The 12,732-nt window shown below is 74.0% G+C and carries 10 protein-coding genes; 6 read left to right on the top strand and 4 right to left on the bottom strand.

Annotation, left to right across the window (positions count from 1 at the left end):
- Positions 1 to 136: 136 nt before the first annotated feature.
- Positions 137 to 1,162 carry an O-antigen ligase family protein gene (locus tag HDA41_RS03615; RefSeq protein ID WP_184980596.1) on the top strand — a complete coding sequence of 342 codons (1,026 nt, stop codon included), beginning with the start codon at positions 137 to 139 and terminating at the stop codon, positions 1,160 to 1,162.
- Between the two features lie 12 nt (positions 1,163 to 1,174).
- Here the strand turns inward: HDA41_RS03615 and HDA41_RS03620 are convergent, their stop codons facing one another.
- Positions 1,175 to 1,729, bottom strand: a complete 555-nt coding sequence (locus HDA41_RS03620) for a hypothetical protein (RefSeq protein ID WP_184980598.1) — start codon at positions 1,727 to 1,729, stop codon at positions 1,175 to 1,177.
- A gap of 116 nt (positions 1,730 to 1,845) precedes the next feature.
- On the bottom strand, positions 1,846 to 2,631 hold the full coding sequence (locus HDA41_RS03625; RefSeq protein ID WP_184980600.1) for a glutamate racemase: 786 nt from the start codon (positions 2,629 to 2,631) through the stop codon (positions 1,846 to 1,848).
- Positions 2,632 to 2,670: 39 nt separating this feature from the next.
- Here HDA41_RS03625 and HDA41_RS03630 point away from each other — a divergent pair, with 39 nt between their 5' ends.
- On the top strand, positions 2,671 to 3,864 hold the full coding sequence (locus tag HDA41_RS03630; protein WP_184980602.1) for a glycosyltransferase: 1,194 nt from the start codon (positions 2,671 to 2,673) through the stop codon (positions 3,862 to 3,864).
- 16 nt (positions 3,865 to 3,880) lie between these two features.
- Here the strand turns inward: HDA41_RS03630 and HDA41_RS03635 are convergent, their stop codons facing one another.
- The gene (locus HDA41_RS03635; RefSeq protein ID WP_184993117.1) at positions 3,881 to 5,179 is read right to left on the bottom strand and encodes a TerD family protein; all 1,299 of its coding nucleotides are present in this window, start codon (positions 5,177 to 5,179) and stop codon (positions 3,881 to 3,883) included.
- A gap of 306 nt (positions 5,180 to 5,485) precedes the next feature.
- Between HDA41_RS03635 and HDA41_RS03640 the strand changes: the two genes are divergently transcribed.
- From HDA41_RS03640 to HDA41_RS03655, 4 genes are all read left to right on the top strand, one after another.
- Positions 5,486 to 5,920 (top strand): DUF6643 family protein, encoded by a 435-nt coding sequence (locus tag HDA41_RS03640; protein ID WP_184980604.1) that lies wholly within the window; start codon positions 5,486 to 5,488, stop codon positions 5,918 to 5,920.
- A gap of 45 nt (positions 5,921 to 5,965) precedes the next feature.
- Positions 5,966 to 6,859 carry an MOSC domain-containing protein gene (locus tag HDA41_RS03645; protein ID WP_230299832.1) on the top strand — a complete coding sequence of 298 codons (894 nt, stop codon included), beginning with the start codon at positions 5,966 to 5,968 and terminating at the stop codon, positions 6,857 to 6,859.
- A gap of 109 nt (positions 6,860 to 6,968) precedes the next feature.
- Positions 6,969 to 7,574: an Rv1733c family protein gene (locus HDA41_RS03650; protein WP_184980606.1), complete on the top strand. Its 606-nt coding sequence runs from the start codon at positions 6,969 to 6,971 to the stop codon at positions 7,572 to 7,574.
- Positions 7,575 to 7,803: 229 nt separating this feature from the next.
- On the top strand, positions 7,804 to 10,239 hold the full coding sequence (locus tag HDA41_RS03655) for a right-handed parallel beta-helix repeat-containing protein (protein WP_184980608.1): 2,436 nt from the start codon (positions 7,804 to 7,806) through the stop codon (positions 10,237 to 10,239).
- On the opposite strand, the gene HDA41_RS03660 is transcribed toward HDA41_RS03655, so the two are convergent.
- Positions 10,209 to 12,593 carry a hypothetical protein gene (locus tag HDA41_RS03660; RefSeq protein WP_376706763.1) on the bottom strand — a complete coding sequence of 795 codons (2,385 nt, stop codon included), beginning with the start codon at positions 12,591 to 12,593 and terminating at the stop codon, positions 10,209 to 10,211. The two genes, HDA41_RS03655 and HDA41_RS03660, sit on opposite strands and share 31 nt — an antisense overlap.
- Between the last annotated feature and the right edge of the window lie 139 nt (positions 12,594 to 12,732).

The following is a 12,732-nucleotide window of genomic DNA, read 5'->3' on the forward strand; positions in this document are numbered from 1 at the left end:
TGCGGCCGGTGCCGGCCCGCGCGGCCGGGGTCTTCACGGGTCGGGGGCGACGTGGTGCGGGGGGCGGGGCGGGGTGGGTTCCAGTGGGCTGACGTCCGCGTCCGGGCAGGACGCGGAGGGTGAGAGACCAATCGTCGTGGACGCGGCGGGCGTCGTGGTGCTGGGGGCCTGCGCCGGCTGGTCCCTGATCACGGCGGCGGTGCACGACGGCCGGCCGGAGGGTGTGCTGCTCGCGGTGCTGGCCGTGGCGGCCGGATACGCCGCCGGGCGGATCGGCGGGGCGCTGCTGCCGGTCGGCGCGCCGTGCGCCGGGGCGCTGGCCGGTATGGGGCTGACCGTGGCCGTTCCGCATCTCGCGCCGGGCCCGCAGATCACCACACCGCTGGGGCATGCCGGGGCGACGGCTGCCGTGCTGACCCTGTCGGCCGGTGCCGCGTGCTGCGCGGCCTGGGCCGCTCGCGTTCCGGCCGTGCGGTTCGGCCTGCGGCTGCTGGCCGTCGGGGCGGCGGTGCTGGCGGCCGTGCTCGGTTCGGCCACCGGCTGCGTCTCGTGTGTCGCGGTGCTGTTGTGTTCACTGGCCGCCGGCCGCATCAGGCACCGCGGCGCCGGCCTCGCCGTCCTGGGCGCGGTCGCCGTCGTGGTCACCGGTCTGACGTGGGCGGTCGCGGCACGGGCCGTGCAGGGCGGGCTCGTGGCCGCCTTGGAAGAGCGGCTGACGCCGCACCGAGTACAGCTCTGGCAGGACGCGTGGCAGCTGCTGCGGGACGACGCCGTCCTGGGAGTCGGCCCGGGGCGCTTCGGGGAGCTGAGCACGACGTCCCTGCAGTCGCTGCTGTCCGACGGCAAGCCTCACTCGGCACCCCTGCAGCAGGCGGCCGAACAGGGCGTCGTCGGTGTGGCCCTGCTGGCGGCGGCGTTCGGCTGGGTGTTGTACGCGCTGTGGCGCGGCCCCCGCCCGACCCCGGTGGTGCTCACCGCGGGCGCGGCTCTGACGGCGCTCGCGGCCATCGCCGCGCTCGGCAACGCGCTCAGCTTCACCGCGGTGTCGGTGGGTGCGGGCCTGCTGGCGGGCATGGCCACGGCCCGGCCGCTCCCGGACGAAACGTCGAGCCACACGCCGGACACGCGCGCCCGGGGCGCCGGACGCACTCCGGCGTGGTGATCGGAAGTCCGCTCAGTGCGCGGGAGCGCCCGGCTTGGTCCGCCCCAGCCGCGCCTTGATCACCTGTACGGCCGCCTCCGCGTCGTCCACGGTGACCGTGAAGGTGTGTCCGTCCCACAGGTCCAGCATGACGCCCTCACCCCGTCGCACGACCACCGCGGTGCCCTTCTCGGGCAGCCACCGATAGCCCCAGCCACCCCAGTGGCGGGGAGTGACGTGCGAGATGTAGGTGGCCCCCGCCACATGGGAGAGCGGGATACGGCGGCGGGGCAGTCCGATGTGGCCGCAGCGCACCTCCAGGTGCTCCTGGTCGACCCGCAGGGCGACGTGCACGAAGGCGAGCGTTCCGAAGAGGACCAGCAGCCCGGCGGCGATGCAGCCGACCACGGCCATGACCAGCGGGGCGATGCCGGACGTCCACGCCGAGTCGACGGCCAGTTCGATGCCCAGCGCCATGCAGGCGGCGCCGATGAGCGCCAGCAGCCACTGGACCCGGTTGGTGGCCCGGCCGGTCCAGACGTCGGGGTGCGCGCGGGGAGCGTTCGCGCCGTGGCGGTGGTCCCTCATGCATATGAGGTTACTCAGGTTTCGCTCCGCTGGTACCTCATGGCGGAGCGTGACTGCGCCGGCCGGGCGGTGGGCGGATCCAGAGCGCCGACGACGCCCGGTGAGACCGGCGCCGGTCAGCCGGCCGGCGTGACCGCCCGCAACAGCCGCCCTTCGTCGTACGCCAGGGCGGGTGCGGGCAGCGTGCCCTCGCGTCCGCTCAGCAGGATGGTCAGAGTGCCGTGGGGCGTGGCCCCCGGCGCGGGCTGCTCGCCCAGCCGGCGCAGGGCCTGCGCGGCCACGGCGCCCGCGGAGCCGTGCAGCACGAGGGGCGGCCGGCCGGGGCGCTGGACGGCGGCCCGGATGCGCTCGGCGACCAGCTCGTAGTGGGTGCAGCCCAGGACGACGGTGGTCACGTCGTCGGGGGTCAGTGCGGCGGCCGCGGACACGGTGGCGTCGATCGCCGCCTCGTCCGCGCGTTCGACGGCCTCGGCGAGGCCCCAGCAGGGCACCTCGGTGACCGGGACCCCGCCGGCGAACTCCCGGATCAGCGTGCGCTGGTACGTGCTGCCGGTGGTGGCCGGGGTGGCCCAGATGGCGAGGTGCCCGCCGCCGGCCGCGGCCGGTTTGATCGCCGGGACGGTGCCGATGACCGGAAGCCCGGGTTCGAGGCGGGCACGCAGGGCGGTGAGCGCGTGCACGGTCGCGGTGTTGCAGCCGACGATCAGGGCGTCGGGGCGGCGCGCGGCGGCCGCCTCGGCGACGGCCAGGGCGCGCTCGGTCAGGTCCTGCGGGGTCCTCGGGCCCCACGGCATGCCGTCCGGGTCCAGGGAGAGTACGAGATCGGCGTCGGGGCGCAGCCGCCGAACCGCGGCGGTGGCCGCCAGCAGACCGATTCCGGAGTCCATGAGCGCGATCTTCACCCGATCACGATAGACGATGAGCGGTCCCGGGCAGGTCCGGTGGGGGAGACTGCGCGCGTGAGCGCCGTTGTGTGGACTGCCGCTGGATCATTTCTCGCCTGGCTGTGGCTGCTGCTCTGTCAGGGCTTCTTCTGGCGCACGGACGTGCGGCTGCCGCCACGCCGGGAACCGGAGGCGTGGCCGTCGGTGTGCGTCGTGGTCCCGGCCCGTGACGAGGCGGCGGTGCTGTCCGCCGCGCTGCCGTCGCTGCTCCGGCAGGACTATCCGGGGCGGGCGGAGGTCTTCCTCGTCGACGACGGCAGTGCGGACGGCACCGGTGACCTGGCGCGTGAACTGGCGCGCCGGCACGGCGGGCTGCCGCTGACCGTGAGCTCGCCGGGCGAGCCGCCCGCGGGCTGGACCGGCAAGCTGTGGGCGGTGCGCCACGGCATCGGCCTGGCACGCGCGCGTGACCCCGAGTACCTGCTGCTGACGGACGCCGACATCGCGCACGCGCCGGACAGTCTGCGGGAGCTGGTGGCGGCGGCCCGTGCGGGTGGCTTCGACATCGTCTCGCAGATGGCCCGGCTGCGGGTGGAGAGCAGGTGGGAACGGTTCGTCGTGCCCGCCTTCGTGTACTTCTTCGCGCAGCTCTATCCCTTCCGCCGGATCGGCAAGGAGGGAACGCGCACGGTGGCCGCGGCCGGTGGCTGCGTCCTGCTGCGGGCTCAGGCCGCCGAACGGGCGAGAATCCCGGACGCGATCCGGCACGCCGTGATCGACGACGTGGCCCTCGCGCGGGCGGTGCAGCGCAGCGGCGGCCGTGTCTGGCTGGGGCTGGCCGACCGGGTGGACAGCGTGCGGCCGTATCCGCGGCTGGGCGACCTGTGGCGGATGGTGTCGCGCAGCGCCTACGCCCAGCTGCGGCACAACCCCCTGCTGCTGGCCGGGACGGTCGCCGGGCTGGCGCTGGTGTATCTGGTGCCTCCCGTGGCGGTCGTGGTGGGCCTGGTGGCGGGGAACGCGGTGGCGGCGGCTGTCGGAGGGTCGGCCTGGCTGGTGATGACGGGGACGTACGTGCCGATGCTCCGCTACTACCGCCAGCCGCTGTGGCTCGCTCCGCTGCTGCCGTTCACCGCGTTCCTGTATCTCCTCATGACGGTCGACTCGGCGGTGCAGCACTACCGGGGACGCGGTGCGGCCTGGAAGGGCCGCACCTACGCCCGCCCGGACGCCGTGCCCGACGAGGGCTGACGGGCCCCGGGAGGAGTCACTTCCGGCCGGGGGTCCAGTTCATGCCCCACCCGTAGGCGTAGTCGACGGTCCGCTGCGGGCTCACCCCGCGCTCGGGCACGAGATAGCGCGCCTCCCGCTGCACGACGAGGTCCCCGCCCGTGTTGGTGATCAGGGCGAGCGCGCACACGGGCGAGGGAACGGTGCACTCGTCGAGGGAGAAGTCGATGGGGGCGCCGTACTGCGGCTGGAGGGTGACGGTGGCGTTCAGGTCGGCGAACGAGCGGGCGCCTTCGTAGATGGTGACGAAGACGAGGATGCGCCGGAAGGCGTTCTTGTGGTCGAGATTGACGGTGAGGTTCTCACCGGTCGACACGGCGCCGGTACGGTCGTCACCGTCGAGGTGGATGTACGGGGGCTGGTGCAGTGCCCCGAAGGTGTTGCCGAGGGCCTGTACGACGCCCTTGCTGCCGTCGGTGAGTTCGTACAGCGCGCACAGGTCGAGGTCGAGGTCGGAGTGCATCGCGGCCGGGCGGCCGAACTTGCTGCTCCACCCCGAGAACTGCTTGCGGACCTGCCAGTTGAGGTTCACGTGCAGGGCGCCGGAGGTGCCGCCCTGCTTGGTGAGCGACACGGAGGGGGCCGCCTTGGTCAGCGTCACCTTGGTGAGGCGGACGGGCTCGGGCGGTGCCGCCGGGGCCGCGGCCGGCGGTGGCGGTGCCACGGGCTGGGCCGGCGGCGGGGGCGTGTGCGCCGGGGGCGCGGCCACCGGAGGCGCGGGAGCCGCGGCCGGGGCCGGAGTCGGGGCCACCTGCTGCGGCTCGTCCACCGTGATGCCGTAGTCCGTGGCCAGTCCTTCGAGTCCGCTGCTGTAGCCCTGGCCGACGGCGCGGAACTTCCAGGCACCCTGGCGGCGGTAGAACTCGCCGAGCACGAAAGCGGTTTCGGTGGTGGCGCCCGGGTTGTCGAAGCGGGCGACCGGGGTTCCCCGGGCGGCGTCCTGGACCTCGATGTACAGGCCCGGGACCTGCCCGAACGTGCCGCCGTCGGCGGAGGCGGCGAGGACGATCGTCTCGATCGCGGGCTCCACGCGGGTGAGGTCGACGAGGAGCGTGTCGGCCACCCGGCCGTCGGCGTTGCGCTTTCCCTCGTGCCGGATGGCGCCGGAGGAGTGCGCGGGCTGGTTGTAGAAGACGAAGTCCGCGTCGGAGCGGACCTTTCCGCTTACCAGCAGCAGTGCGGAGGCGTCGGCGTCGGGCACCGCGGGTCCGGCCCGCCAGCCCAATTCCACCCGCAGCGCCGCGGTAGGCACAGGAGTATTTGAACCTTTCAACATTTGCACGTCCGCCCCCATTGCGTGTCACCGCGCCAGGCACATCCCGGCCGCCCGTCGAGTTCCGTTCGCACAACCTATTCCTCCCGGCGGCGAACTCCCAGGCGCCGCCACCGGAAGAACCCCGGTGACCAACCGGCCAACCCCTGGCAACCCCCCGGAACTCGGCCTTTACACGATCAGGGCCCTGATCGGCGCCCCTTTTTGCCGAGTTCGCTCGCATTGGGGATCCCTGGTCACTGCGGACACGGAAAACAACCCTCTTATCGGTCTCCCCAACCAGCACATCGTGGGCTTAACTTATGTGCCATGACCTCCCCCCGCTCCACCTATGGCGGCGGCTACTACTCCGCCTCCTTCCCGGACACCCCGATCTACGACAAGCTCGTGGCCGAGCGGGGCACCCCGCAGATCGCCCCGATCCGGGTCCCCGCCCAGTACGACACGCCGGGCAGCCACCTGCCCGCGCTCCCGTCGGCGCTGCCGGCCCTCCCGGCAGCCCCGTCCCAGCCCGCCTACGGCTATCCGCAGGCGCAGCATCCCTCCCCGCTCCAGCAGGCGCCCGCCGCGTACATCCCGCAGCAGGCCACCGCACCGCGTGGCTACCCCGGTCCCCAGCCGCAGCAGCCGCGTCCGGCCGCCGCACCCGGCGCGGGCTACGAGGCGATGCGCCCCGCGGCTCCCCGGCCCGCCCAGGCTCCTTATCAGGACCCGTACAACAACCAGCAGTACCGCGGTTACTGAGCCGCCTGCCCGGGGGCTGTCGGTGTCGGCTGGCACGATGGCCCCATGGGGAACGCACGCCTGCACTCGATCCACGTCCATCCGGTCAAGGCGGTCCGGGGCTTCGCGCCCCGGGAGACCGTCGTGGAGCCCTGGGGGCTGACCGGAGACCGGCGCTGGGTGCTGGTCGACGACGGGGGAAAGGTCGTCACGCAGCGCCGGCAGCCGCGCCTCGCACTGGCCGCCGCCGAGCTTCTGCCGGACGGCGGCGTCCGGCTGTCCGCACCCGGCATGGAGCCCCTGACGGTGCCCGTTCCCCGGCCGCTGGGCAGGATGCCGGTGGAGATCTTCCGCGACAAGGTCGACGCGGTCCCGGCCGAGGACGAGGCCGCGCATGCCTGGGGCAGTACCTATCTCGGCATCGGCGTGCGTCTCGCGTACATGGACGACCCGGCCACGCGCCGGCCCGTCGACCCGGAGTACGCGCGTCCCGGCGAGACCGTCTCGTTCGCCGACGGCTATCCGCTGCTGCTCACCACCACGGCCTCCCTCGACGCCCTCAACGCCCTGATCGCGCAGGGTGACCACGCGGACGAGGGCCCGCTGCCCATGAACCGTTTCCGGCCCAGCGTGGTCGTGTCGGGCACCGACGCCTGGGCCGAGGACGACTGGTCGCGCCTCGCCATCGGGGACGTGCCCTTCCGCGTCGCCAAGACCTGCGGACGGTGCGTGGTGATCACCACCGACCAGGGCACGGGCGAGCGCGGCCGCGAACCCCTGCACAGCCTGGGGCGGCACCGGCGGCTCGGCGGCAAGCTGGTCTTCGGGCAGAACCTGGTGCCCCTGTCCCGGGGCACGATCCGGGTCGGTGACCCCGTCAGGATCCTGGAGCAGCCCGGGCCGGAGGCCTGCGCCCCGGGCGGGAACCGCCCCATGCGTCCGGGCGTTGGCCTTGTGTGAGAAGTTCATGAGAGTCGCCGGTGCGAGGTGATTTCCCTCTCTCTTCGCCGGCGCGGCGCGTGGACGGCTCCGCCGGGGGTTATCACGGAGCGGGAAGGGGGTGCAGGCGGTGCGAGCGATCAGCGGACTCTGGCGCTGGCGGCGCAACCCGCTGTGCCGTGCGACCGATCTGGCCGAGGCCTGGGTGGCTCTGGCGGCCCTGGTGCTGATCCTCCTGGCCGCCCCGGCGGCCGGTGCCCTCGTCGGAGGCTCCGCCCAGGAAGCCCTCCAGCGCTCCGTCCGCGAGCAGCACGAAGCGCGGCGCCTGGTGACGGCCACAGTGGTCCGCAAGCTCGACCGCTCCCCGCTGGACGCCGACCCGGAGACCTCCACGGGCCGGGACCTCCGCAACCGCGTCCTCGCCGACTGGACGGCACCGGACGGCAGCGAGCATCAGGGCCCGGTGCTGGCCGGCCTCAAGGACCCCCAGCAGGGCGACGAGTTCCGGATATGGACCGACCGGCACGGCAGGATGGTGGCCCGCCCCCTCGACTCCGCGACGGCGTCGACACACGCGGTCCTCGCCGGCTTCGGCGCGGCCCTGGCGGTCGGCGGTCTCGTCGAGGGCGGCAGACGGCTGATCGTCTGGCGCATGGCCCGCCGCCGGTACGCCCGTTGGGACCAGGCATGGGACAGGGCGGGCCCGGACTGGGGCAGGACGGGCACCGGCAGCTGAAAGCCTTCCGGCTCTGGTCAACCCACCACCGGCGCGCACGCTACGGTGGTCCGGCCGAACCGTTCGGCACAACCCGCGCGCGAGCGAGCAGGAGGGGCGCGCCGGTTTCGATGCCGCGTGCGCGCGCAGGCCCGAGGGGGTCCGGCACGGTCGCGGTTCCGACACCGGTGGGAGCGTCCCGAAGGCGAGCCAGCCATCAGTACGACCGAGGTGGGGGCACAGCTACACCATGGCACAGGGCACGGTCCAGGTGACGCACACCGGCACGTCGCGGTGGCGGCGCCGCACGGGTGAGTACGCATCGCTCGCCGCTGCCCTGGAGGCCGCGGCCGACGGAGACGTCCTCACGGTCGCCCCCGGCACCTACCGCGAGAACCTCGTCGTGCAGCGCGCGGTGACGCTGCGCGGGCCCGAGGGCTCCCCGGGCTCGGTGCGGATCGCGCCCGTGGACGGCGTGCCGCTGACCGTGCGCGCCTCGGCGGTGGTCCAGGACCTGTATGTGGAGGGCCAGGACGCGGCCGCCCCCGCGGTGCTCGTGGAAGAGGGCACTCCTGAGCTGAGCGACGTACGGGTGGTGACGCGGTCGGCGGCCGGGATCGAGGTGCGCGGCAGTGCCCGGCCCACGGTCCGGCGTTGCGCGGTCGACAATCCGGCGGGCATCGGCATCGCCGTACTCGACGGCGCGGGCGGGGTGTTCGAGGAGTGCGAGGTCGTCGCGGCCGGCCAGGCGGGCGTGGCGGTGCGCGGCGGCGCCCACCCCCGTCTGGAGCGCTGCCGGGTGCACCACACCTCGGGCTCGGGCCTGTCGGCGACCGGGGAGAACTCGGCGCTGGAGGCGGTGGGCTGCGAGATCTACGAAGTCCGGGGCAGCGGTGTGCAGATCACCGGCCGGGCCACCGCGCACCTCACCGACTGCGACGTGCACCGCACGACGGCCGACGGTGTCACGCTCGACACGGACGCCGTGCTCACGCTCGCCGACTGCCGTATCCACGACATCCCGGAGAACGCGGTCGACCTGCGTTCCCGCTCCGTCCTCACGCTGACCCGCACCACGGTGCGGCAGTTCGGTCGCAACGGCCTGTCGGTGTGGGACCCGGGCACACGCGTGGACGCCAACCAGTGCGAGATCTTCGACAGCACGGGCGACTACCCGGCGGTGTGGGTGAGCGACGGCGCCACCGCGGTGCTCGACTCGTGCCGGGTGCACGACGTGCCGGACGCCCTGTTCGTCCTCGACCGCGGCTCGCGCGCGGACGTCGTCGACAGCGACCTGTCGCAGGTGCGCAACACGGCCGTGTCGGTGAGCGACGGCGCGACCGCTCAGCTCGACGACTGCCGGATCCGGGACGCGGCGACGGGCGCCTGGTTCCGCGACCACGGCAGCGGCGGCACTCTCAGCAACTGCACGCTGGACGGCACCCAGACCGGCGTCATCGTCACCAAGGGCGCCGACCCCACGGTGGAGCGCTGCACGATCGACTCACCCGCGGAGGCGGGGGTGTACGTGTCGGCCGGAGGCCGCGGCAGCTTCCACAACTGCCGGGTGACGGGCAGCGGCGGCTACGGCTTCCATGTGATCGACGGCAGCCGTACGACGCTGCGGAAGTGCCGCACGGAGCGGTGCGCGCGCGGCGGCTACGAGTTCGCGGACAGCGGCGCGGACGCGTCGTCCGGGACGGGCCCCCTGGTCGAGGACTGCACCAGCGACGAGAGCGCGGGACTGCGGGAACCGACGGCGCCGGCGACGGCCGTGCAGACGGTGAGCCACTCCCCCGGCCTGCTGGGCGCGGTCCCGGGGCAGCGCACCGAACCGGAGCCTTTGGCCTCGATCGCGGAGCCCGAGCAGCCGGCCCGCAGCTCCAAGGACGTCCTCGGTGAACTGGACGCGCTGGTCGGCCTGGAGAGCGTCAAGCGCGAGGTGCGCGCCCTCACCGACATGATCGAGGTCGGCCGGCGCCGGCAGCAGGCGGGCCTGAAGGCGGCGTCGGTCAAGCGGCACCTGGTCTTCACCGGCTCCCCCGGCACGGGCAAGACGACGGTCGCGCGGCTGTACGGCGAGATCCTCGCGTCCCTCGGTGTGCTGGAGAAGGGCCATCTGGTCGAGGTGTCCCGGGTCGACCTGGTGGGCGAGCACATCGGCTCGACCGCGATCCGCACGCAGGAGGCCTTCGAGAAGGCGCGCGGCGGTGTGCTGTTCATCGACGAGGCGTACGCGCTGTCGCCGGAGGACGCGGGCCGCGACTTCGGCAAGGAGGCCATCGACACGCTGGTGAAGCTGATGGAGGACCACCGGGACGCGGTGGTGGTGATCGTCGCGGGCTACACGGCCGAGATGGAGCGCTTCCTGTCGGTCAACCCCGGTGTGGCGTCCCGGTTCTCACGGACCATCACCTTCAGCGACTACGACCCCGAGGACCTGCTGCGGATCGTGGAGCAGCAGGCCGAGGAGCACGAGTACCGGCTGGCGCCCGGCGCCGCGGAGGCCCTGCGGACGTACTTCGCGGAGCTCCCGAAGGGCCCGGCGTTCGGCAACGGCCGTACCGCGCGGCAGACCTTCGAGGCGATGGTCGAGCGACACGCGAGCCGGGTCGCCCAGTTCGCCGAGCCGAGCACGGACGACCTGACGCTGCTCTACGCGGGGGACCTGCCCGAGCTGCTCTGAGGATCCGCCTCGGGCCCCGGGCAGGGCTGCTCGGCCGTGTGGCGAGGTGCCGGCAGGCCCGGCCGCAGTCGGGCCAGCAGCTTGCGGCGCTCCTCGGCGAACGCCGGGTCCGCCTGGTAGTCGGAGTGGCCGAGGATCGGCGCGGGCAGCGGGTGGAGGTCGGTGCGGCCGTAGGAGAGCGGGTCCGTCAACGGCGCGTGGTCGACCCCGAGGTCGTGGTTGCCGGGCAGGCGCACCGGGCCGCCGATGGGGTCGGTGAGCCGGTACAGGTTGCGCCAGCAGTCCACCTCCCGGTGCAGGGAGTTGAGCGCGGCGGGGCCGAAGTGCGCCGGGAACCAGCGGCCGTAGAGCCGCTCCAGCGGGGAGCCGTAGGTCAGCAGCGCGACGCGTTTGCGGGTGGACGGGGCGAGTTGCCAGGCCGCGGCGGCGGCGAGCACGCTGCCCTGCGAGTGCCCGGAGATGACCAGCCGTCCCCCGGTGACGCGGGTCCAGGTCGCGATCCGCCAGGTCAGGTCGGGCACCGCGCGCTCGGCGTAGCACGGCGGGGCGAAGGGGTGGGCGGCGCGCGGCCAGAAGGTGCCGACGTCCCACAGGATGCCGATGGTGCGGCGGGCCGCGGCGTCCTTGTAGGCGCGCCTGCCCCAGGTGACGAACAGCAGGAAGCCGAGGCCGATCAGCCACGAGCCGAGGGCCTCGGCGGTCTCGGCGGCGCCGTGGACGACGGGGTAGGTGCCCTGCGCCGCCTCGCCCGGTGTCTCGTCGGTGGCCATGGCGCCCACGAGGGCCGCGGCACCGAGCAGCAGGGTGACGCCCGAGGTGACGGCGACGATCCGGGGTCCCCGGTCGGTGAGGGAGGCCATCGCGCGGGTGTAGGCGATACGGCGGGTGCGGGCGCGGTCCTGGGCCTCGTCCGGGTAGTCGCGTGCCACCGCCTCGCGTTCGGCGCGGGCGAGCTGCCAGGCGCGGTGAGCCAGCCAGCCGAAGAGCACCAGGAGCACCACGATCAGGGGCGGGATCACGGACGCCTGCCAGGTCAGCAGGACCGGCGGGCCGTCGATCGACGTCTCGGTGCCGTCCAGCCAGTCGGACACGCGCTGCGACACGCCGCCGGACATCACCCCGCCCAGGGCGCAGGCCAGCATCGCGACGGCCGGTCCGCCGAGGCCACGCAGCACGGCCCGCCGGTCGGGGTCGGTGCGGTGCAGTGCGTGGGCGACGCCGGCGAGGACGATCACGAGCAGGCCCTGGACCAGGGCGAGACCGCCGAAGGCGGCGTCGCCCGGCAGCCGGCCGGCCGACTCCCACCCGGGGCGCTCCCACCCCGCGTACAGCAGGGCGAGCGCGAGCAGGACGAGGGCGGCGAGCGGCAGGCGTCGTACGAAGCGCTCGTCCAGTTCCCGGTCGAGGCGCCTCTCGCTGCGGCCCCGGCGGCACACCACCCACACCACGGCGACCGCGCACGCCACGAGGGCCGCCTCCAGCAGCAGGCCCAGGGTGTTCAGTACGGCGGGGCCGCCGGGCTCGCGGTCGTGGCGGGCGGCGGCGCCGGCGACCGCGGCGGCGACCGTGACCAGCCCGGCGGCGGTGTGCGCGGCGCGCAGCCGGGCCACCAGCCGGCGTCCGTACCAGAAGCCGGGCCGGCCCAGCGCGGTCGCGCCGTCGTCGGGCTCGGGGTCGCGGGCGAGCGGCTGCTGGGACTCGTAGTCGCTCCAGGTGCGCCGGGACAGGTACCACAGCAGACCGGTCAGGGCGGCCGGGACGAAGGACGCCAGGGCGAGCCTGCGGCCGGGGCTGCTCCACCAGCCGCCGTCCGAGACGGTGGGTGAGAGGAAGCCCAGCCAGGAGTGCCGGTCGGCGCACGCGCGCGTGCCCGCGCACTGCCAGGCCGCCAGGTCGAGGGCGACCTCGCAGGCCGCGGCGACGAGCAGCACCGTCAGGGTGAGCCCCGCGAGCCGCACCAGGAGGCCGTACAGGCGCACCGTGCGGCGGCGGCCCCGGGCGCTGGGGCGCATCCAGTGGGCGAGGTTGACGACCATGAACGGCAGCAGCAACAACCACAGCGCGCGGGTGCCGTTGCCGGAGGTGAGGTTGCACCAGACGTAGGCCTCGGGCACCGGTTCGTCGCGGCGGCGGTCGTCTGGGCTGGTCTCCGCGTCGACGTCGTCGGCGCGCCGGAAGACGGCCGCGATGTCGTCGCCGGTGATCCGCACCGTGCGCGGATCGTTGAGCATCTCCTGCGGCGTGGTGCCGCCCACGCCGTGAACCAGGAGTTCCAGGGCGGTCCCGGTCTCGCCGGGCCGCTGGGCGGGCTGGTCCGGCCCGCCGGTCGACACATGTTCCTGCGCACGTTCCACTGATTCGCACTTCCCCCGTGACACGCCGTCGGCTCTGTCCGTGCGGGCACAAGGATCTCCACTTCTGCGGCGCCGCACACCTCCTGTCACGGAATCTCCCCGATCCGTAACACTGCGGAGCGACGGATGCGGCCTCATG

It is taken from the genome of Streptomyces caelestis, assembly GCF_014205255.1.
GTDB classification, from domain to species: domain Bacteria; phylum Actinomycetota; class Actinomycetes; order Streptomycetales; family Streptomycetaceae; genus Streptomyces; species Streptomyces caelestis.